The organism is Knoellia tibetensis, assembly GCF_048606415.1.
Classification (GTDB): domain Bacteria; phylum Actinomycetota; class Actinomycetes; order Actinomycetales; family Dermatophilaceae; genus Knoellia; species Knoellia tibetensis.
In genome coordinates this window covers 192,891-214,292 of sequence record NZ_JBMBWF010000004.1, presented here as the reverse complement: position 1 = coordinate 214,292, position 21,402 = coordinate 192,891, and the positions used below count along the sequence as shown (strand labels likewise).

At 71.3% G+C, this 21,402-nt stretch carries 19 protein-coding genes; 7 read left to right on the top strand and 12 right to left on the bottom strand.

The annotated features are described in order from the left end of the window. Positions 1–84: 84 nt before the first annotated feature. From ACOJV7_RS16240 to ACOJV7_RS16210, 7 genes are all read right to left on the bottom strand, one after another. Complete coding sequence (locus tag ACOJV7_RS16240) at positions 85–798, bottom strand: DUF3159 domain-containing protein (protein ID WP_420191262.1); 714 nt, start codon at positions 796–798, stop codon at positions 85–87. After that, positions 795–1,163, bottom strand: coding sequence for an OB-fold nucleic acid binding domain-containing protein (locus tag ACOJV7_RS16235; protein ID WP_420191261.1), 369 nt, complete (start codon positions 1,161–1,163; stop codon positions 795–797). The genes ACOJV7_RS16240 and ACOJV7_RS16235 overlap by 4 nt, the downstream gene beginning before the upstream one ends. After that, entirely contained in the window at positions 1,163–1,936 is a 774-nt protein-coding gene (locus tag ACOJV7_RS16230; protein ID WP_420191260.1) for a DUF3710 domain-containing protein, read from the bottom strand. The genes ACOJV7_RS16235 and ACOJV7_RS16230 overlap by 1 nt, the downstream gene beginning before the upstream one ends. Beyond that, on the bottom strand, positions 1,933–2,427 hold the full coding sequence (gene dut / locus ACOJV7_RS16225) for a dUTP diphosphatase (RefSeq protein ID WP_420191259.1): 495 nt from the start codon (positions 2,425–2,427) through the stop codon (positions 1,933–1,935). The genes ACOJV7_RS16230 and dut overlap by 4 nt, the downstream gene beginning before the upstream one ends. A gap of 53 nt (positions 2,428–2,480) precedes the next feature. Continuing rightward, complete coding sequence (locus tag ACOJV7_RS16220; RefSeq protein ID WP_420191258.1) at positions 2,481–2,780, bottom strand: DUF4193 domain-containing protein; 300 nt, start codon at positions 2,778–2,780, stop codon at positions 2,481–2,483. Between the two features lie 158 nt (positions 2,781–2,938). Then, positions 2,939–3,796, bottom strand: coding sequence for an inositol monophosphatase family protein (locus ACOJV7_RS16215; RefSeq protein WP_420191257.1), 858 nt, complete (start codon positions 3,794–3,796; stop codon positions 2,939–2,941). Further along, on the bottom strand, positions 3,789–4,907 hold the full coding sequence (locus tag ACOJV7_RS16210) for a ferrochelatase (RefSeq protein ID WP_420191256.1): 1,119 nt from the start codon (positions 4,905–4,907) through the stop codon (positions 3,789–3,791). The genes ACOJV7_RS16215 and ACOJV7_RS16210 overlap by 8 nt, the downstream gene beginning before the upstream one ends. 112 nt (positions 4,908–5,019) lie before the next feature. Here ACOJV7_RS16210 and sepH point away from each other — a divergent pair, with 112 nt between their 5' ends. Next, positions 5,020–6,213 carry a septation protein SepH gene (sepH, locus tag ACOJV7_RS16205; RefSeq protein ID WP_420191255.1) on the top strand — a complete coding sequence of 398 codons (1,194 nt, stop codon included), beginning with the start codon at positions 5,020–5,022 and terminating at the stop codon, positions 6,211–6,213. Positions 6,214–6,509: 296 nt separating this feature from the next. Here the strand turns inward: sepH and ACOJV7_RS16200 are convergent, their stop codons facing one another. The 4 genes from ACOJV7_RS16200 to ACOJV7_RS16185 form a co-directional block, all read right to left on the bottom strand. Continuing rightward, positions 6,510–7,187, bottom strand: coding sequence for a thymidine kinase (locus ACOJV7_RS16200; protein ID WP_420191254.1), 678 nt, complete (start codon positions 7,185–7,187; stop codon positions 6,510–6,512). Positions 7,188–7,198: 11 nt separating this feature from the next. Then, positions 7,199–8,368, bottom strand: a complete 1,170-nt coding sequence (locus tag ACOJV7_RS16195) for an alkaline phosphatase family protein (RefSeq protein WP_420191253.1) — start codon at positions 8,366–8,368, stop codon at positions 7,199–7,201. After that, positions 8,365–8,967, bottom strand: a complete 603-nt coding sequence (locus tag ACOJV7_RS16190; RefSeq protein WP_420191252.1) for a DUF5998 family protein — start codon at positions 8,965–8,967, stop codon at positions 8,365–8,367. Before ACOJV7_RS16190 ends, ACOJV7_RS16195 begins: the two co-directional genes overlap by 4 nt. Positions 8,968–9,041: 74 nt before the next feature. Continuing rightward, complete coding sequence (locus ACOJV7_RS16185) at positions 9,042–11,717, bottom strand: bifunctional acetate--CoA ligase family protein/GNAT family N-acetyltransferase (RefSeq protein ID WP_420191251.1); 2,676 nt, start codon at positions 11,715–11,717, stop codon at positions 9,042–9,044. 23 nt (positions 11,718–11,740) lie between these two features. Between ACOJV7_RS16185 and ACOJV7_RS16180 the strand changes: the two genes are divergently transcribed. The 6 genes from ACOJV7_RS16180 (at position 11,741) to ACOJV7_RS16155 (ending at position 19,645) form a co-directional block, all read left to right on the top strand. After that, a complete protein-coding gene (locus tag ACOJV7_RS16180) occupies positions 11,741–12,382 on the top strand; it encodes a nitroreductase family protein (RefSeq protein ID WP_420191250.1) in 642 nt (213 codons plus the stop codon). A 71-nt stretch (positions 12,383–12,453) separates the two neighbouring features. Further along, positions 12,454–14,895, top strand: a complete 2,442-nt coding sequence (locus ACOJV7_RS16175) for a DNA gyrase/topoisomerase IV subunit A (protein WP_420191249.1) — start codon at positions 12,454–12,456, stop codon at positions 14,893–14,895. A gap of 245 nt (positions 14,896–15,140) precedes the next feature. After that, positions 15,141–16,520 carry an ABC transporter substrate-binding protein gene (locus tag ACOJV7_RS16170; protein WP_420191248.1) on the top strand — a complete coding sequence of 460 codons (1,380 nt, stop codon included), beginning with the start codon at positions 15,141–15,143 and terminating at the stop codon, positions 16,518–16,520. 95 nt (positions 16,521–16,615) lie between these two features. Further along, entirely contained in the window at positions 16,616–17,632 is a 1,017-nt protein-coding gene (locus tag ACOJV7_RS16165; protein WP_420191247.1) for a carbohydrate ABC transporter permease, read from the top strand. Positions 17,633–17,635: 3 nt separating this feature from the next. Then, on the top strand, positions 17,636–18,595 hold the full coding sequence (locus ACOJV7_RS16160; protein ID WP_420191246.1) for a carbohydrate ABC transporter permease: 960 nt from the start codon (positions 17,636–17,638) through the stop codon (positions 18,593–18,595). A 30-nt stretch (positions 18,596–18,625) separates the two neighbouring features. Next, positions 18,626–19,645: a LacI family DNA-binding transcriptional regulator gene (locus ACOJV7_RS16155; protein WP_420191245.1), complete on the top strand. Its 1,020-nt coding sequence runs from the start codon at positions 18,626–18,628 to the stop codon at positions 19,643–19,645. Between the two features lie 190 nt (positions 19,646–19,835). Here the strand turns inward: ACOJV7_RS16155 and ACOJV7_RS16150 are convergent, their stop codons facing one another. Continuing rightward, on the bottom strand, positions 19,836–21,335 hold the full coding sequence (locus ACOJV7_RS16150) for an APC family permease (RefSeq protein WP_420191244.1): 1,500 nt from the start codon (positions 21,333–21,335) through the stop codon (positions 19,836–19,838). Positions 21,336–21,402: the final 67 nt, after the last annotated feature.

The following is a 21,402-nucleotide window of genomic DNA, read 5'->3' as shown; positions in this document are numbered from 1 at the left end:
CAGGAGCGACACCGCGAGGTCCGCTTCGGGGGCTCGGATGTCGCTCCTGCGCAAGAAGTGCGGTCGGGTCGGGCTGTGTCCGGGTCAGTCGTCGTCGGCGGCCGGCTGGGTGTCGGGGGCCACGACCTGCTGGGGAGTGCTCCCCCGCATGAGCAGCCACCCCATGACGGCGACGCCGGCGATCCACAGCGGCCAGCCGAGGACGATCTTGGCGACCCCGAGGGCCTCGACCTGCGCGGCGAGGTAGAGAGGGACCTGGATCGAGAGGCGCACGGCATACAGCGCGACGAGGACCCACGTGAGGCGCGAGCAGACGCGCACCATGCCGGAGTCGCGCCGCCAGGCGAAGGGGTCCTCGGCGGCGCGCGGGTCACCGGCGCCGACGAGGAAGCCGACGACCGGCCAGCGCGCGAGGATCGAGATGAGGGTGCCGACGAGGTAGGCGCCCGAGAGCAGCATGCCGGGCAGGAAGGCGTCCTCGGCCTTGCCGCTGCGCATCGCGAAGAAGGCGGCGATGCCGGTGGCGAAGACGGCCCCCAGGACGTGCTGGAGGCTCGAGCGCTGCAGGATGCGCGCCCCCGCGAGCACGAGGGCCACGCCGACAGCGGACCAGACCGCCAGCTTGAGGTCCTGACGCCAGCTCCAGATGGCGATGAAGGCGACGGTCGGGAGCGCGGTCTCGATCGAGCCGCGCCAGCCGCCGAGGGCGTGCGACAACCGGTGCCGGATGAGCTGCTCGACCGTCTCGGCGGCAGCGCGGTCGGCCGGCGTCACCTCGGGGGTCACGTCACGGCTCACTTGGTCGGGACGATCTGGTAGGTCGGGTTGAAGATCGTCGGCTGCCCCTTGACCTTCGCGATCCGGCCCTGCGCGGTGAGGAAGACACCCGGGTCGATGCCGGCGATGTGGCGGCGCCCCACCCACACGAGGTTGACCGAGCGCTCGCCGTCGAAGAGCTCGGCGACGAGGACGGGGACGCTCTGGCGCGGCGGGGTCGTGATGCACCGGATGCAGCCGGCCACCATCGCCGGGCGGCGCTCGACGAGCTCGCCGGCGCAGGCCACGGCGGCGCCCGGGTCGGACAGGGTGCGCTCGCGGATCTCGTCCGCCTCGAGCTGGGACTCGGTGCGGGCGAGGTCGCGGATGCGCTCCTTGAGGCCCATCACCTCACCTCGGTGATCTCGGGTCCGCGCTCGAAGGGGTTGAGCTCGTCGGTCGAGGTCGGACCCTCGGCGCCGGGGACGGCTGGCATTGGCGTGGCCTCCTCCTGCGGGAGGCGCAGCGGCAGCAGCTCGCGCGGCGCCATGGGGTCGCTGCCGCGCACGACGACCGTCTCGCGGAAGACGTCGAGCAGCGGGGCCGCCGCGTCGTCGTCGATGGCACCGCGACCGGAGATCACACCGCGCAGGAACCAGCGCGGACCGTCGATGCCGAGGAAGCGCGCGGGCGCGAAGACGGTGCGGCCGTCAGGGCCGGCGCTGGGCATGCGCGTGCGCAGCTCGGTGCCGAGCGGGCCGTCCTCGAGATCGGCCGTGCCGCCCTGGGTCTCGATGGCGGCGGCGATCTCGGAGCGGATGTCGGCCCACACCCCACCGGAGCGGGGGGCCGCGAAGGCCTGCAGCTGGAGGGCGGACTCGCCGATCACGGCGGTCGCGGCGATGACGTGCTGCTGCTCCTGGTCGATCTCGAGGCGCAGCTCCATGCCCTCGGCGCCGCGGATCCGCAGCGCGCCGAGGTCGAGCCGGCCGTCGTCGTCCTCGACCTCCGAGGCGTCGAAGGGCCCGGCGCTCCGGTCGACCGGCGGGTCCGGGGTCACCTCGGGCGCGTCGGTGTCGGTGTCGACGTCCTCGGCACCGTCGACGACGTCGAGCTCCGTCTCGGTCCCGGTGTCTGCTGCGGTCTCCGCGTCGGCCTTGCGCCGGCGAAAGATGCTCACTGCGTGGTCACTTCCTCGAGGTTGGGTGGGGGCGTGGTGCCGAATCCCCCGGTGGATCCATGTCCAGTGTCCCCCCGGACGCTCTCCGGGAGCGAGTCGGCCTCCGAGAAGTCGGCGTGCGCGTACTCCTGGACGACGAGCTGCGCGATCCGGTCGCCCACGGAGACCGTGAACGGCTCTCGCGGGTCGAGGTTGACGAGGTTGACGAGGATCTCGCCTCGGTAGCCGGAGTCGACGGTGCCGGGGGCGTTGACGACGGTGACGCCGTGCCGCGCCGCGAGGCCCGAGCGCGGGTGGACGAGGCCGACGGTGCCCGGGGGCAGCGCGACGACGATCCCCGTCGGGACGAGGGCTCGCTCACCCGGGGCGAGGGTGACCTCCGCCACCGCCGTGAGGTCGGCGCCGGCGTCCCCCTCGGACGCGTATGCCGGGACACGGGCCTCCGGGACGAGCCGCCGGAAGGCGACCGGAATGCGAGAAGGGCCAGTCACGGGGACTGACCCTATCTCGCCGAGCGGTCCTCGCGGACCGCCCTCACCGGTGCTCAGGCTGCGCACTCGCTGCAGACCATCTGGCCGTTCTTCTCGGAGGCCAGCTGGCTGCGGTGGTGCACGAGGAAGCACTTCGAGCACGTGAACTCGTCGGCCTGGCGCGGGATGACCCGCACCGACATCTCCTCGCCCGAGAGGTCAGCCCCCGGGAGCTCGAAGCCCTCGGCCTGCTCGGTCTCGTCCACGTCGACGCTGGAGGACCGCTTGTCGTTGCGACGGGTCTTCAGCTCCTCGATGGAGTCCTCGGACAGCTCGTCGTCGGTCTTGCGTGGCGCGTCGTAGTCGGTCGCCATTGCGCTCCTTCCCAATGTCCGTGGGGCGGGTGCCGGAGTCGTTCTCCGGTCCCTGCCGTCCCTGCTTCGCCCAGTCAACGCACGGACGGTCGTTTTTGTGCCCGTGCGAGCGGCGATTGTGCACCATCGCCGTGGATCCCTCCACAGCGGGGCTGACACTAGCCCTCCAAGTGCCTCCTGGTGCCGACTTCGACCACTTCGGCGAACTTCGTCCGCAGGCCGGGCGCACAGGCCCAGGTGAGGGATTCGCCAGGGCCGTCGAACCCGCCGACGAGGGCACCGGCCTCCTGCGCCACGAGCCAGCCGCCGGCGAGGTCCCACGGGTTGAGACCGGTCTCGTAGTAGGCGTCGACCCGACCGGCTGCGACCGCGCAGAGGTCGAGGGCAGCGCTGCCCGCCCGCCGGATGTCGCGCACCTGCGGCAGAAGGTCGAGCAGGAGGTGGCCCTGACGCTCGCGGCGCTCCGCGGCATACCCGAAGCCGGTGGCGACGAGCGCCTGCCCGAGCGAGTCGCACGAGGTGGGCACGAGCAGGGACTGCTCGTCCCCCACCACGACGAAGGCGCCGCCGCCGGCCCGCGCGCGGTAGAGCTCGTCGGTGACCGGGTTGTAGACCGCGGCGGCGAAGGGACGCCACCCGCCGGGCTCGGTCGGGTCGCCGACGACAGCGGCGACCGAGACGGCATACGCGGGGATGCCGTAGAGGTAGTTGACGGTCCCGTCGATCGGGTCCACGACCCACGTGATGCCGGACGTGCCCGCCGCTCCCCCGTCCTCCTCGCCCATGACGGCGTCGTCGGGGCGCGCCTCGCGCAGCCGCGCGAGGAGGTGGTCCTGCGAGGCCTGGTCCATGGCGGTGACGACATCGGTGGCGGTGGACTTGGTCGCGGCGACCTCGACGGCGTCGGGGCGCTCGTCGACGACGAGCCGGCCGGCCGAGCGGGCGACGTCGGCGGCGAGGGCCTCGAGCGCCGCGGCGAGGGTGTCGTCGGGCAGGGAGAGGTCCACGTCAGTCACGCCCGCACAGCGCCGGCTTGGCCGTACGCAGGTTGGGGCAGCACCCGCTCGCGCAGACCGACGGGCGCACGTCCCCGGCATCGGCCTGGGCGGGGATGACGACCTCGTCACGCGCCTCGGCGGCGCGCTCGTGGACGAGGTCGACGAGCGCCTCGACGAAGAGCGGGTGCGTCCCGGCGGTGCGAACGCGGGCGAAGCGCACGCCGACCCGCTCGGCGGTCTCGCGAGCCTCGAGGTCGAGGTCGTTGACGACCTCCATGTGGTCGGAGACGAAGCCGATGGGAGCGAGGACGACGGTCCGCACGCCCTCGCCGGCGAGCTCCTCGATCCGGTCGTTGACGTCGGGCTCGAGCCAGGGCGTGCGCGGGCTGCCGGAGCGTGAGCAGAAGACGAGCTCCTGCTCGAGGGCCACCCCGGTGCGCTCGGAGAGGCCCTGGGTGACGAGTGCGGCGGTGCGCAGGTGCTGCTCGACATAGAGGTTGCCGTCGCCGTCGCCGGGTCCGGAGGTGTCGTCCATCGCCTCGGGCACGGAGTGGGTGACGAAGAGCAGGCGGGTCGTCGCCGGGTCGAGGTCCTCGAGTCCCTCGACCGCTCTCACGAGGTGCTCGGTGTTGACCGCGACGAACCCCGGGTGCAGGGCGTAGGGCCGGATCTTGTCGATGACGAGGTCCGCCGCGGCGACGCCGAGCTCCTCGGTCGCGGCCGCGAGGTCCTCGCGGTACTGGCGGCAGCCGGAGTAGGACGAGTAGGCCGACGTGACGACGACGCAGAGACGCAGCAGGCCCTCGGCGCGGGCGGCCCGGAGGGTGTCGACGACGAAGGGGTCGCTGTTGCGGTTGCCCCAGAGCACCGGGATGCGGGAGCCGCGAGCGGCCATCTCCGTCTGGAGGGCCTCGAGCAGCGCGCGGTTCTGGTCGTTGATCGGGCTGCGACCACCGAAGTGGTGGTAGTGGGTCGCGACCTCCTGCAGCCGCTCCTCGGGGATGTCGCGCCCGGCCGTCACGCGGCGCAGGAACGGCATGACCTCGTCGGGCGCCTCGGGCCCGCCGAAGGAGAGCAGGAGGACTGCGTCGTAGGGGGCGAGGGCGTCGTCGTCGGTCGGGTTGGCCATGACGACAACCTAACGAGCGGCGGATCGCCGATCGCCCCCGGCGTGGGCTGCTTTGTCACGAGGGTCCGAGGTGGCACAGTCGAGGTGTCCAGTCCACGGCCCGGGAGTTCAGATGAAGGACCTTCGTCTCATCGGCGTCCACGAGGACGGCGAGCACGTCCTTCTCTCCGATGTCGAGGGCCAGCGCTACCGGGTGCCCCTCGACGAGGCGATGCGTGCCGCCGCTCGACGTGACCGTCCGCGCCTCGGCCAGCTGCAGATCGAGATCGACGGCGGCCTGCGTCCCCGCGACGTCCAGGCCCTCATCCGCGCCGGCCTCTCGACCGAGGAGGTCGCGGACCGCGCCGGGTGGACCGTCGAGAAGGTGCAGCGGTTCGAGGGGCCTGTCCTCGCCGAGCGCGAGTACGTCGCCAACCAGGCCCGGGCCTGCGTCGTCGGCACGACCCGGGTCGCCTCCGGCCCCAGCGCGGGCACGGTCACCGAGCAGACGCTCGCGTCCCGGGCCGACGAGCGCTTCAAGGGCCGCGGCGTCGCCGGCGAGCTCGTCCGGTGGGACTCCTCCCGCCTCGACGACGGTCGGTGGACCGTGACCGCCACGTTCCCCGCCGGTGGCCGCGAGCGTTCGGCGGCGTGGACCTTCGACCCCCGCCTCAAGTCGCTGCTCGCCACGAACGACGAGGCCCGCTGGCTCAGCGAGGAGTCGCGGGGCGACTCCGCCATCCCGACCCCGCACGTGGCGACGACGGCCAACGCGGCGAGCGCGGTCTTCGACGTCGAGGCCGAGGGCGGTGTCGAGGAGGCGCGCCCGACGCGCCGCTCCGGCTCGCAGGAGCCCATCGACCTCATGGCGGCGATGCGCGAGCAGTCGCACCGGTCCCGCCGCGGCCGGGCCCGTCGCCCCGCACCCACCCACACCCCCGGCGAGGAGTCACCCCGCGACGACGCCCTCCCCCTCGAGGACCTCACCGTCGACCCGACGGACGCACCCGAGCCCCCCGCGGCCCGCGGCAAGCACCCCGTCGCCGCCCACCTCGACGAGCGCGCCCACGACTCCGCCACCCCGGACGAGGACCAGGACCTCGTCGAGGACACGGACGACCTCGACCTGGGCGACACCGCGCCCGAGGACGAGCCGGCCGACCAGCCCGCCCCCGTGGCCGAGGCCGAGGTCGAGGTCGAGGAGCCCACGCCCACACCCCCGCCGACCCCCGCCCGCAAGACCTCTGGTCGCAAGAACGGCCGCAAGAGCGTCCCCAGCTGGGACGACATCATGTTCGGCGGAGGACGCGGAGCCAGCAGCTCCTGACCTGGGCCCGTCGCGACGAGCGCGAACCGAACCTCGTAGAAGAGCAAAAGGCGCCTCGTATGCCGTCGTCAAGCCTTCGTACGCCAGGTGCCGTTCCAGCGGGAGCGAGCAGGTGCTGGTTCGCCGCTGGCTGGGACTGGCGGCGGGTCCCACGCTCTGCGTGGGCGCGCGGAGCGCGCTCAGCGCGCGACGTGCGGATGGACCTGCGGCGAACCAGTACCTGACCGCGACCAACAGCGAAACGTGACCGACGCAAGCGAGGCGAGCGAACGGCATACGGGCCTGGGCCCGGAAGGTCAGCCCTGGGGCGGGACGGGGCAGACGTCGAGGTCGAAGGGCAGCACGTCGGGGGTGGCCGAGGCCTGACGGGCGGCGTGGCTGCTCATGCGCCGCATGTAGTGGCGCCGGCAGAGCACCTCGTACTCGACGAGCGCGTCCGTGGCTGCCGCGGTGTCACCGACGACGACCTGCTCGCCCTCGACGACCATGACGCCATCGATGATGCGGGCGTTGTGGGTCGCGCGACCGCCGCACCAGCAGAGGGCCGCCACCTGGAGGACCTGGACCCGGTCGGCGAGCTCGAAGAGCCGCTTGGAGCCCGGGAAGAGCTCGGTGCGGAAGTCGGCGGTGATGCCGAAGCAGTTGACGTCGATGCCGAGCTCGTCGACGATCCGGGCGAGCTGCTCGATCTGGGCGGCGGTGTAGAACTGGGCCTCGTCACAGATGAGGTAGTCGGCACGCTGCCCGCGGGTGAGGTGCTCGACGACGACGTCCCAGAAGTCGAGGTCGTCACCGACCTCGTGGGCGTCGGTCGAGAGCCCGAGCCGGGAGCTGAGCACCGACTCGCCCATGCGGTCGAGCTTGGTGAAGATGAGGCCGACCCGCGAGCGCGCCCGGTGGTTGTGGTCCATCTGGAGGGCGAGGGTCGACTTGCCGCAGTCCATCGTCCCGGAGAAGAACACGAGCTCAGCCACGAGCCGACACCCTATGTCGCGCGGGCCGCGACGTGGAACATCGGCACGGGCACCTCGTCGTCGGTGAGCGACCCGTGGAGGCCGACGAGCGCGAGCAGCTCCGGACGGTGGTGGCGCGAGTCGACGATGGCGTGCGGTCCTCGCATCGCCACGACGACGTCGCCGATGCGCGGCAGGTGCTCGGTGTGCACCGCGCCGAAGAGACCGCCGGCCACGGCCTCCTCGCGCGAGAGCACCCAGGCGAGGTCGCCGACCCGAGCGCGCCAGGTCGTGAGGACGTCGTCGACGGCGCCGGGCTCGCAGTAGAGCTGGGGCGCGCGGGGCTCGCCGCCCGAGTGGCGCACGCCGGCGGCGAGCTCGGGGTCGTGGGCGAGGTCGAGCCGGTTGGCCATCGGCACGTCGACCATGCCGTGGTCGGCGGTGATCGTCAGCGAGCAGTCGTCGGGCAGGCCGTCGGCGAGCCGGGCCAGGGCGCGGTCGATCGTCTCGAGCTCGTCGCCCCACTGCCAGGACTCGCAGCCATGCACGTGGCCGACCTTGTCGAGGTCGCCCCAGTAGAGGTAGGTGAGGGTGCGGCCGCGCGAGCGGGCGTGCGCGAGCGTCGCGTCGACCCGGGCGTCGAGGTCCTGGGCGGCGACGAACCTCCCGCCACGCAGGGCGGCCCGGGTGAGCCCCGACCCGTCGAAGAACCCGGGACCGATGCGCACGACGTCGACCCCGGCGGCCGCGGCCGTCTCGAACCACGTCGCCCGCGGCTGCCACCGCTCGGGGACCGGGCCGTCCTCCCACGACAGCTCGTTGAGGAGACGGTCCTCGCCGGGCACGAGCACCTCGAACCCGACGAGCCCGTGGGAGCCCGGCGCGAGCCCCGTGCCGAACGAGCCCATCGAGACCGGGGTCGTCGAGGGGAAGCCCGAGGCGATACGGCGCGCGCCGGCGAAGTGCGAGCGCAGCCACGGCGCGTGACCGCCGCGACGCCTGAGGAGGTCGTGACCCAGGCCGTCGACGAGGACGACGACCGCGCTGCGCGCCGGCGGAAGCTCCCAGTGTGGCGCGGGGGCGCCGGAGGCGGTGGTCGCACCGGACACACCCATCGCCGCCACGACCGAGGGCAGGACGTCGGCGAGGCCGCCCTCGGCGTAGGCCGGGGCGGGCGCGGGGCCCGGCACCGGCGAGGTCACTCGCCGAGCGAGGCAGAGAGGGCGTGCGCGAAGGCGATGGCCTGCTCGAGGGCGGGGTCCCCGTCGGCGGTCGCCGACACTCGGAGGGCGAGGTCGTCGCTCGAGATCGTGCCGTCGTAGCCGTGGTCGGCGTCGCACCCGGGCTCACCACAGCTGGCGGGCAGCAGGTCGACCCTGCTCACGGCGCCCCACCCGAGGGTGAGGGTGAGCTCGCGGCCAAGCGAGCCCGGGACGTAGTTCTGCGGGTCGGCGACGACATGGGTGAGCATGACGCCGCGGACGGCGGACAGGGGCACGCTCTCGGTCGTCGCAGTCGCGACCTCCTGCTCGGCGGCCCCCGCGGCCTCGTCGGCGTGGTCGTCCGCGTGGGCGATGACGAGCCGCGTCCCGGTGAGGACGAGGACCGTGACGTGGCGCCGGATGACGTCGCGGTCGAACGTCGTCTCGAGGTGCACGAGGTGCGAGCGCACGGTCTCACCGGCCAGGGCCGCCGAGACGACATCGGCGACGAGCGCGGGGTAGTAGCCGGCCCGCTCGATCGCGTCGGTGAGGTCTCCCGGCAGGGTCGGGACGTCGAACGAGCGCTTCATGCGGGCCATTCTGCCGCACCCGCCCGATGACCCGGTCGACGCCGGGGTCGAGTGCCGTCGGACCCTGAGGAGCGACGACGGGTTCAGGTGAGCGAGCGCCGTCCCGGATCCGCCCGCCGTGCGACCGGGGCCACGGTGACCTCGGCGCCGAGCACCTGGACACCACCGGGGTGGGCGTTGACCGGGTTGAGCTTGAGGGAGACCACCTCGGGCATGTCGTCGCTGATGACCGACACGCGCCCGATGAGGTCCGCGAGCGCGGCCCGGTGCACGGGCGTCGAGCCCCGGTGGCCGTGCAGGACCGGCGCGGCCTTGACCGAGGAGATGAGCTCGGAGACGGCGACGTCGGTGAGCGGCGGGATCCGGTGGGCGATGTCGTCGAGCAGCTCCGTCGGCAGCCCCGACACCCCGAAGCTCACCACCGGCCCGAAGAGCGCGTCCTCGTCGGCGGTGACGACGCACGCGACGCCCGGCGTCGCCATCCGCTGGACCTCCAGCTGCCCGGCGGCGAGCGGCGAGAGGCGCTCGTGCAGGGACGCCCAGGCCTCGCGCACGGCGTGCTCCGACCCGAGGTCGACCCGCACCCCGGTGACGCCGCCCTGATGCCGCAGCATCGGTGCGGTTGACTTCAGCACGACGGGGTAGCCGATCTCGTCGGCCGCGGCCACGGCCTCCTCGACCGTCGTCGCCTTCCGCGAGGGCCAGACCTCGATCCCGTATGCCGCGAGCAGCGCCGCCGTCTCGTCCGCGTCGAGCCGGCGCCCTTCGGGGCTCACCGAGAGCACGGTGTGGACGACGTCCTCCGCCACCCGGCGGTTGATGCCGGCGGGTGCCACGGGCACGCCGTGGTCCTTGTTGCGCCACTCGGCATACTTCGTCGCCTTGGCGAGTGCGTAGGCAGCGTCCTCGGGCATGGCGTAGATGGGGATGGCCTGGCCCGTGTCGCCGCCCTCGTCCATCGACGTCGACGAGCCGACGCCGCGCATGCCGAGGAAGGTCGCCACGCACGTCTTGTCAGAGCCGCGGGCGGCCCGGCGCACCGCGTCGGTGACGTCCTCGTCGTGGGCGACGATCGGCGGGATGAAGCAGGTGAGGACCGAGTCCACGTCGGGGTCGTCGAACGCGCGAGCCAGCGCCGCGCGGAACTCCTCCGCGCTCGCCTCCGAGGGCAGGTTGACCGGGCCGTGGGTGACGGTGAGCCCGCGCCCGGCCACCGCGCCGGCCGACAGCGCGCCGAGGGCCGAGGAGTTGCCGACGATGGCGACGCGTCGTCCGGACGGCAGCGGCTGGTGGATGAGGAGCTGGGCGACGTCGAACATCTGGTGGACGTTGGAGACCCGGATCGTGCCCGCCTGGCGGAGCATCGCGGAGAAGACGGCGGGTCGGACCTTCGTCGTGCGGACCCGGTGTCCGGGTGGGACCCCGTAGGACGAGACACCGGACTGGACGACGATGACGGGCTTGATGAGACCGAGGTTGCGGGCGATCCGCGAGAACTTGCGCGGGTTGCCCATCGACTCGAGGTAGAGCCCCACCGCGTGCGTGCCGTCGTCGTCGATCCAGTACTGCATGAGGTCGTTGCCCGAGACGTCGACGCGGTTGCCGGCCGAGGCGAAGACCGAGATGCCGAGGTTGCGCCGAGCCGCCGATGCGAGCACGGCGATGCCGAGCGCACCCGACTGGGCGAAGAGCCCGAGGTGCCCCGGCGGGGGCATCACCGGGGACAGCGAGGCGTTGAGCGAGAACTCGCGGTCGGTGTTGATGAGGCCGAACGAGTTGGGCCCGACGATCCGCATCCCCGACCCGCGGACCCGGCGCACGAGCTCGGCCTGGCGCTCGTCGCCCTCTCCCCCGCCCTCGCCGAAGCCCGAGCTGATGACGAGGAGCGCGCCGACGCCCGCCACCGCGCAGTCGTCGACGACCTTGAGGACCTTCTCGGCCGGCACCGCGACGACCGCAAGGTCCACCGGTCCGGGGACGTCCGCGATCGTGTCGTATGCCGGCCGCCCGAGGATCTTCCTCGCCTTGGCGTTGACCGGGTGGACCTCGCCGGTGAAGCCGGCGTCGAGGAGGTTCTTGAGGAAGTGGTGCCCCATCGATGTCTCGGAACGACTGGCACCGATGACGGCGACGATGCGCGGACGCAGGATCCGGCTCACGCTGATGGCCTCGGCGCGGTGCTCGCGCGACATCGCGACGGCCTTCGACCGGTCGGTGGGCTCGATGTCGAAGTGGAGGGCGACGATGCCGTCCTCGACCTTGCGGCTCACCTCGTAGCCGGCCTCGGAGAAGACCGTGAGCATCTTGCGGTTCTGCGGCAGCACCTCGGCGGTGAAGCGGGTGATGCCGAACTCCTGCGCGATGGCGGCGAGGTGCTCGAGGAGCACCGACCCGACACCTCGCCCCTGGTAGTGGTCGCTCACGTTGAAGGCGACCTCGGCCGAGCCCGGGTCGATCCGGTCGTAGCGCCCGATCCCGATGATGTCGTCGCGAAGCGTGAGGACGAGCGCGACCCGATCCTCGTAGTCGACGTGGGTGAAGCGGTGGACGTCCTTGTCGGACAGCCGTTTGAGCGGCGCGAAGAAGCGGAGGTAGATCGACTCCTCCGACTGGCGCGAGTGGAACTCGTGGATCGCGGCCTCGTCGCTCGGCCGGATCGGCCGCAGGTGGGCCACGCTGCCGTCCCTCAACACGACGTCGGCCTCCCACTGCACCGGGTAGCCCGGGGGGAGCTCGACGTCCAAGGTCATGCCCGCCATCGTTCCACGAGACGATGTGAGGCATGGAGCTTCTCGACGCGGTGTCGCGCCGCCGCATGGTGCGCCGGTTCGACCCCGACCGCGCCGTCCCCATCGAGACCGTGACCGACCTCGTCCGCCTCGCCCAGCGGGCTCCCAGCGCCGGCCACACCCAGGGCTGGGACGTCCTCGCGCTCGTGGACCCGGCCGACCGCGCCCGCTTCTGGCAGGCCACCCGGGAGGCCACCCGGGAGACCGGCCGCGAGCCGGACGCATGGCTCCGCGGCGTCTCCGCAGCGCCGGTGCTCCTGGTCATGCTGGCCGACCCGACGGCATACCTCGACCGCTATGCGGAGCCGGACAAGGGCTGGACCGACCGCTCGCTCGACCGGTGGCCCATCCCCTACTGGGACACCGACACGGCGATGGCCGCGATGCTCGTCCTCCTCGGGGCGGTCGACGCCGGGCTGGGGGCGCTCTTCTTCGGCGTTCCGGCCGCGCGCCACGAGGCGGTCAAGGCGGCGTATGCCGTCCCTCCCGACCGCCGGGTCGTCGGCGTCATCGCGCTGGGTCACGAGACGGAGCGGGTGCGCAGCCCCTCGCTGGCCCGGGGTCGCCGGCCGCTGCAGGACGTGCTGCACGTCGGCAGGTTCGGCGAGTCGGCCACGGGACCGTCGGACGGCTGAGGGAAGATGCAGTGATCGCTCGCGGGCCAGGCCCGCGAGGCACCGACAGCACTGAGGACCAGCACCGCCCCATGGCCAAGCGCACCAGCAGCACTCCGCCCGCAGAGATCGCCGAGAACATCGTCGACATCGACGTCGGGCTCGAGATGCAGAACGCCTTCCTCGAGTACTCCGTGTCGGTCATCCACTCGCGGGCCCTGCCGGACGTGCGTGACGGCCTGAAGCCGGTGCAGCGTCGGATCCTGTACTCGATGAGCGAGATGGGGTTGCGGCCCGACCGCGGCCACGTGAAGTCCTCGCGCGTCGTCGGCGACGTCATGGGCAAGTACCACCCGCACGGCGACACCGCGATCTACGACGCCCTGGTGCGCATGGCCCAGCCGTTCACGATGCGGCTGCCGCTGGTCGACGGGCACGGCAACTTCGGCTCGCTCGACGACGGTCCGGCCGCCTCGCGCTACACCGAGGCCCGCCTCGCCCCCGCGGCGCTGACGATGACGGCGAGCCTCGACGAGGACACCGTCGACTTCGTCCCCAACTACGACGACCAGCTGCTCCAGCCCGGGGTCCTGCCCGCGGCCTACCCCAACCTCCTCGTCAACGGCGTGAGCGGCATCGCGGTGGGGTTCGCGACCAACATGCCGCCGCACAACCTCGTCGAGGTCATCGGCGCCGCGCGCCACCTCATCGCGCATCCGGACTGCAGCCTCGACGACCTCATGAAGTTCGTCCCCGGCCCCGACCTCCCGCTCGGCGGCCGCATCGTCGGCCTCGACGGCATCCGCGACGCCTACCTCACCGGCAAGGGCACCTTCCGCACCCGCGCCACCGCACGCATCGAGAAGATCACCCCGCGCAAGTCCGGAATCGTCGTCACCGAGCTGCCCTACCTCGTCGGCCCCGAGAAGGTCATCGAGCGGATGAAGGCCCTCGTCCAGGGCAAGAAGCTCCAGGGCATCAGCGACGTCAAGGACCTCACCGACCGCAAGCACGGGTTGCGACTCGTCATCGAGGTCAAGAACGGCTTCAACCCCGAGGCCGTCCTCGAGCAGCTCTACAGGCTCACGCCGATGGAGGACTCCTTCGGCATCAACAACGTCGCACTCGTCGACGGGCAGCCGCAGACCCTTGGCCTCAAGGACCTGCTGCGCCACTACGTCGAGTTCCGCATCGACGTCGTGCGCCGCCGCACCGCCCACCGGCTCGGCAAGGCCAAGGACCAGCTCCACCTCGTCGAGGGCCTGCTCATCGCGATCCTCGACATCGACGAGGTCATCCAGCTCATCCGCGGCAGCGAGGACACCGCGACCGCCCGGTCCCGGCTCATGGACGTCTTCGACCTCAGCGAGGTCCAGGCCAACCACATCCTCGACCTCCAGCTGCGCCGGCTCACGAAGTTCTCGCGTCTCGAGCTCGAGCAGCGCCGCGACGAGCTGCAGCGGCAGATCGAGGAGCTCGAGGCGATCCTCGGCGACGAGAAGCTGCTCCACCGCACCGCGTCGAGCGAGCTCGCCGAGGTCGCCAAGAAGTACGGCACCCCCCGACGCACGGTCCTCCTCGAGTCGGCCGGCAACCCGGTGAGCACCGCGACGCCGCTCGAGGTGAGCGACGACCCCTGCTTCGTCCTCCTCTCCTCGACCGGGCTGCTCGCACGCACCTCGAACGACGAGCCGATCCCGGCCGAGGGACCGCGCGCCAAGCACGACGCCGTCGTCGGTGCCGTCCGCACCACGGCACGCGGCGAGGTCGGCCTCGTCACGAGCCGCGGTCGGATGGTCCGGATCAGCGCGCTCGAGCTGCCCGCGCTCCCGCCGCTCGGCGGCGCACCCTCGCTCTCCGGCGGCGCGCCGCTCGCCGCCTACGTCGACCTCCCCCGCGGCGAGGAGCCGGTCGGGATCGTCTCGCTCGACCCCGACGGCCCCGGGCTCGCGCTCGGCACCGCCCAGGGTGTCGTCAAGCGGGTCACCGCCGACCAGCCCAAGGCCCACGACTGGGAGGTGGTCTCGCTCAAGGACGGTGACTCCGTCGTCGGCGTGGGCCAGGTCGTCACCGGCGACGAGGACCTCGTCTTCGTCACCTCCGACGCCCAGCTGCTCCGCTTCCCCGCATCCTCGGTCCGTCCGCAGGGACGCACCGCCGGCGGCATGGCGGGAGTGAGGCTGGGCACCGGCCAGCGCGTCGCCTTCTTCGGTGTCGTCGACCCCAGCCGAGAGGCCGTCGTCGTCACCGCCTCCGGTTCCGCCGACGCGCTCCCGGGCACGCAGCCCGGCGCGATCAAGGTCACCCCCTACGCCGAGTACCCCGCCAAGGGCCGCGGCACCGGCGGCGTCCGCGCCCACCGCTTCCTCAAGGGCGAGGACACCCTCGTCCTCGCCTGGGTCGGCGCCACCCCGGCCCGCGCCAGCGGAGCCGGCGGCGTCGCGATCGAGCTGCCCGAGGCCATCGGCCGCCGCGACGGTTCCGGGGTCCAGGGCTCCTCGGTCATCACCGGCATCGGCGCGCCGCTCGCCTGACGGGCGGGGGCCGGCCTCCGCCTCGGGCGGGACGGCATACCCCTCTCGTATGCCGGCCCCCGCAGAGCGCGGGACCCGCGCCCCCCGGTTCAGGCGACGCTCGCGTTACATGATCGTGACTTTGTCAGTGCGTGGAAACCTTTCGCCGCGCGTGTAACCGCTTTTACACTGCCAGACGGATCACCCTCAGCGTCGAGGTCCAGCAATGGCCACGGCGCGTCCCCTGCAACAGATGGAGGCGGGCAATGGCCCACAACGCACAGCGCCGCTCGGCGAAGGTCCTCGCGACCCTCGCAGCGGTCTCCCTCGGACTGGCCGCCTGTGGCGGGTCCGACGACGGCGGCAGCGACGACGCCGGCGGCTCCGACTCCGGCGCCACGAAGATCGACTGCTCGGTCTACGAGAAGTTCGGTGACCTCAAGGGCAAGGAGGTGTCGGTCTACACGACGATCGTCGCCCCTGAGGACGGACCGCACATCGCGTCCTACAAGCCCTTCGAGGACTGCACCGGCGTCAAGATCAAGTACGAAGGCTCGCGCGAGATGGAGGCCCAGATCTCCGTGCGCGTCAAGGGTGGCAACGCCCCCGACATCGCCTACCTCCCGCAGCCCGGCCTGCTCAAGACGCTCGTGGCCACCGGCAAGGTCATCCCGGCGCCGCCGGAGACCGAGGCCAACGTCGACAAGAACATGCCCGACTGGAAGACCTACGGCACCGTCGACGGCAAGTTCTACGCCGCCCCGCTCGGCGCCAACGTCAAGTCCTACGTGTGGTACTCCCCCACCGCGTTCAAGGACAAGGGCTACGAGGTCCCCAAGACGTGGGACGAGCTCCTCACGCTCAGCGACAAGATCGCGACCGACAACCCCGACGCCAAGCCGTGGTGTGCCGGGATCGAGTCCGGTGACGCCACCGGCTGGCCGGCCACCGACTGGGTCGAGGACGTCATGCTCCGCACGGCGGGCCCGGAGACCTACGACAAGTGGGTCAACCACGAGATCAAGTTCAACGACCCGGCCGTTGCCACGGCGCTCGCCGAGGTCGGCAAGATCCTCAAGAACCCGAAGTACGTCAACGGCGGCCAGGGTGACGTCAAGACGATCGCGTCGACCTCCTTCCAGGACGCCGGCCTCCCGATCCTCGACGGCACCTGCTTCATGCACCGCCAGGCCTCGTTCTACTCGGCGAACTTCCCCGAGGGCACCAAGGTGGCCGAGGACGGCGACGTGTGGGCGTTCTACCTGCCGGCCAAGGACGAGTCCTCCAAGCCGGTGCTCGGCGCCGGTGAGGTGACGGCGGCCTTCGCCGACCGGCCCGAGGTCAAGGCGTTCCAGACCTACCTCTCCTCCACGGAGTGGGCGACGGAGCGCGCGAAGACGTGTGGCACCGGTGGCTGCCTCACGGCCAACGTCAACGTCGACCCGGAGCTCCTCAAGAACCCGATCGACAACCTGTCCGCGAAGACCCTCACGGACAAGAGCGCGACCTTCCGGTTCGACGGGTCCGACCTCATGCCCGGCGCCGTCGGCGCAGGCACCTTCTGGAAGGGCATGGTCAACTGGATCACCGGCCAGGACGACAAGGCGACCCTCGACTACATCGAGAACAGCTGGCCGAAGTCCTGACCTGATCCCCTGATCGGGTCCACGCCGGGGTGGGGTGGGTTCCACCCCACCCCGGCTTTCCTCTTTGCTGCTCCCTCACATCCGGAGGTGGAGTCATGGTCGCGAGCCTTCTCAGCGCCGCGCCGTCCGCAATTCCCGAGCCGTTGCTGCGGGCCGAGAGCACCGTGGGCAAGTTCGTGCTCATGTTCTTCGCGATCGCGTTCTTTGCCGCGATCTTCGGCCTCGTCCTGTTCCTCGCGTCGCTCTTCAAGGGCCGCTCGGGGGAGAAGGTCCAGGGTGCCCTCTTCGCGGGCCCCGCCGTCCTCCTCCTGGCCGTCGGCCTCATGTACCCGGCGATCCTCACGATCCTGCAGTCGCTGCGGGGCAAGACCGGCGACGGCGGCTTCTCGTTCGCCAACTACTCGGCGATGTTCAGCCAGCCCGAGCTCCTCACGGTCCTGCGCAACACCGCGCTCTGGGTCATCCTCGTGCCCTTCCTCGCGACGGCGATCGGGCTCCTCTACGCCATCCTCATCGACCGCGCGCGCGGCGAGGCCTTCGCCAAGGCGCTCATCTTCCTGCCGATGGCGATCTCCATGGTCGGCGCGAGCATCATCTGGAAGTTCGTCTACCAGTACAAGCAGACCGAGCGCCCCCAGATCGGCCTGCTCAACCAGATCCTCAAGATGTTCGGGTTCGAGACGCGGCAGTTCCTCCTCGACGCACCGCTCAACACGGTGATGCTCATCCTCGTCATGGTGTGGATCCAGGCGGGATTCGCGATGACGATCCTCTCCGCGGCCATCAAGGCCATCCCCGACGACATCATCGAGGCGGCCCACCTCGACGGCGTCTACGGCCTCCGCATGTTCCGCTACATCACGCTGCCCAGCATTCGTGCGGCCCTCGTCGTCGTCCTCACGACGATCGGCATCGGCACGCTCAAGGTCTTCGACATCGTGCGCACCATGACCGCCGGACAGTTCGACACCTCGGTCGTCGCCAACGAGTTCTACAACCAGAGCTTCCGCTACGATGCCCCCGGGCTCGGTGCCGCCATGGCCGTGCTGCTCTTCATCCTCGTCATCCCGATCGTCACCTACAACATCGTCCAGATGCGCAAGGAGGCCTGAGCCATGAGCACTGTCCAGACAGGCGCGCTGCCCGACGAGTTCGAGCCCGCCAAGCTCGAGCCGCCCAGCCGCAAGGAGCACAAGAAGCGGTTCGGCAAGGCCAGCGGCGACGCCGCCAGCGCGCTCAACTCGCGCTGGGCGAGCCTCGTCGCCGTCATCATCGCCGTGCTGTGGACGACGCCGACGGTCGGCCTGCTCGTCACGTCGTTCCGCTCCCAGCGCGACATCAACCGCGACGGCTGGTGGAACGCCCTCACCAACCCGGGCGCGTTCACCCTCGAGAACTACCGTCAGGCGCTCGAGCCCGGCAGCACCGCGAGCTTCACGCAGTACTTCATCAACACGATCGTCATCACGATCCCCGCGGTCATGCTGCCGATCTTCCTCGCCTCGCTCGCGGCCTACGCCTTCGCGTGGATGCCGTTCCCCGGCCGTGACGCGCTCTTCGTGGCCGTCTTCGCGCTCCAGATCGTACCTCTGCAGATCGCCCTCATCCCCCTGCTCGACATCTACACCAACAAGCTCGGGCTCGGTGCGTCCTACTGGTCGGTGTGGATATCCCACACGATCTTCGCCCTGCCACTGGCGACGTTCCTCATCCACAACTTCATGCGCGAGCTCCCGGGCGAGCTCATGGAGGCGGCCCGAGTCGACGGCGCCGGGCACGTGACGATCTTCTTCAAGATCCTCCTGCCCCTGCTCACTCCGGCGATCGCGGCGTTCGGGATCTTCCAGTTCCTCTGGGTCTGGAACGACCTGCTCGTCTCGCTCATCTTCCTCGGCGGCACGCCAGAGGTCGCCCCGATCACGGTCCGGGTGGCAGAGCTCGCGGGCACGCGTGGCAGTGCGTGGTACCTGCTCTCCGCAGGTGCGTTCATCTCGATGATCGTCCCGGTCATCGTGTTCCTGGCGTTGCAGCGCTTCTTCGTCCGCGGCCTGCTCGCTGGTGGTCTGAAGGGCTGACCGATGCCCGCTCCCGACCGCCGTCGGCGGATGAGCACCATCACGGATGTCGCGCGGGAGGCCGGGGTCTCCGTGGCCACGGTCTCTCGCGCGCTCCGCGGCCTCGACCGCGTCAGCCCGCGGACCCGCGAGAGGGTCTTCAAGGTCGCCACCGAGCTCGACTACGTCGCGAGCCCGACGGCCACCTCGCTCGCCTCCGGGCGCACCCAGGTCGTGGGCGTCGTCGCGCCGTTCCTCACCCGGTGGTTCTTCGCGACCCTCGTGAGCGCGATCGAGAAGACGCTGCGACGCCACGGGCACCACGTGCTGCTCTTCGACCTCGAGGACGAGTCCTACGACCGGCGCCTCCCCCTGTCGCAGAACATGCTGTGGAAGCGGGTCGACGGCGTCATCACGCTCAACCTCCCCATGACCGACGAGGAGCTCGAGCTCGTCGACCGGCTGGGCCTGCCGCTCGTCGCGATCGGCACGCCGGTCGCCGACCGACCCAACGTCCGCATCGACGACGCCCAAGCGATGCGGCTCGCCACCGAGCACCTCGTGTCGCTCGGCCACGAGCGCATCGCCTACGTAGGCGCCGTCCCCTCCAACGTCGCGCACATCCAGACGCCGCAGGCGCGGCTCGACGCGTTCCGCGACGTCATGCGCATCCATGGACTCGCCGAGCACAAGCAGTGGATCCTCGGCTCCGACTGGACCGCCGACAGCGCCGCCCACGACACGCGGACCCTGCTCGCCTCACCCGACCGGCCGACCGCCGTCGCGGCCGCGTCCGACGAGATGGCGATCGGCGTCATGGCCGCCGCCCGCGCGCAGGGACTGCGCATCCCCGAGGACCTGTCCGTCATCGGCATCGACGACCACGCGCTGAGCAACGTCCTCGGGCTGACGACCGTGCGCCAGGACGTCGCCGCGCAGGGACGCCAGGCCGCCGAGATCCTCCTGCACGCCCTCGGGGTCGAGACCTTGGACGGGACCGAGACCGAGGTCGTCGTCGACACCCAGCTCGTCGTCCGGCACAGCACCGCGGCCCCTCCGGCCGCGCCCTGACGTCGACGGCTCCGGGCTGACGTCGACGGCTCAACGCCGACGTCGACGGCTCGCGCCGACCCCGACCGCTCCACGCTGACGTCCTCGGTGGCCCGCTGGGGCCTGCGGCCGGGCACGAGACCGGCTGCCCTTCCGCACAACGTCGTCGTGCCCGCCGTGCAGGGCACGACGGGCACGACGACGGGTTTGCTCAGGTGTGGTGCACGTGGTCGGGGTCGTCGAGCTCCTCCGGGTCGCGCATGTAGGTCTTCTTGGCGAAGAAGAACCGGTTGACGACCCACGTCAGCGCCCAGAGCACGACGCCGACGGCGAGCAGGCCACCGGCGATCTTGTACTGCTCCTGCTGCGCCTCGCTGCGAGCCCACGGCCCGGCGAGGAACGCGCACAGCGCGGCGCCGAGGTAGGGCAGGACGCTCGGCGCCTTGAAGTGACCGTGCGAGACGGAGTCGCGTCGCAGGACGAGGACCGCGATGTTGACGACCGTGAAGACGCAGAGCAGGAGCAGCGCGGTCGTGCCGCCGAGGAGCGCCACCGTGCTCGCACCCTCCTCGCTCGCGTTGGCCCGGACGACGTAGATGATGAGCCCGAAGGCGATCGCCGTGGTGAAGAGGATGGCCGCCCACGGCGTGCGACGCCCGGCGTGCACCTTGCCGAGGAAGGGCGGGAGGACCTCCTGCTTGGCCATGCCGTAGAGGAGCCGGCTCGCCATGAGCATGTTGATGAGCGCGGAGTTGGCGACGGCGAACATGCCGATGAAGGGGAAGACCTTGTCGAAGGGGAAGTCCGGCGCCCCGGCTGCGACCACCTGGGTGAGAGCCGACCCCTCGTCCGGGTTCGAGAGCGTCCCGACGGGCACGAGCGCCACCGCGGTGATCGACACGAGGACGTAGATGAGGCCGGTGATCCCGAGGCCGGTGAGCATGATCCGCGGGAAGGTCTTCTCGGGCTCCTTGGTCTCCTCGGCCATGTTGACCGAGTCCTCGAAGCCGACCATCGCGAAGAACGCCAGCGAGGTCGCCGCCGTCACCGCGAAGAACGTGCTCTTGTCGCTCGGGGACTCGAACACCACGGTCCGGGAGAAGTCTGCCTTGCCCTCGGTGACGGCATACAGGCCGATGAAGATGACGAGGAGCAGACCGGAGAGCTCGACGAGGGTGAGCACGACGTTGGCCTTGACGCTCTCGCCGACGCCGCGGAAGTTGATGGCGGCGACGAGCGCCATGAAGCCGAGCGCGATGAGCAGCAGCGGCGTCGAGCCGGCCGGCCACTGCTCCTTGAGGCCCAAGCCGTCACGCAGGAAGCCCGCGAAGGCGTTGGAGGCGGTCGACGCGGACGTGATGCCCGAGCACATGACCGCGAAGCACACGATGAACGTGAAGAAGTGGATCCCGAACGCCTTGTGCGTGTAGAGCGCGGCGCCGGCCGCCTGCGGGTACTTCGTCACGAGCTCGAGGTAGGAGAACGCCGTGATCGTCGCGACGACGAAGGCGGCCAGGAACGGCGCCCAGGCCGCACCGCCGACCTCGCCGGCGACCGAGCCGGTGAGCGCATAGACGCCGGTGCCGAGGATGTCCCCGACGATGAAGAGGAGCAGGAGCTTGGGGCCCATGACCCGCTTGAGCTCGGGTTGGCCCCCCGCTGGCGCGTCGAGGACCTCGGTGCCGCGGTGGTCGCCGGTGGAGCCGCTCATGTCTTGCCCTCCCATCTCAGGGGCACCGGGTTGCCGACGCCTGTACCGGCCCACTGTGTCCCACATC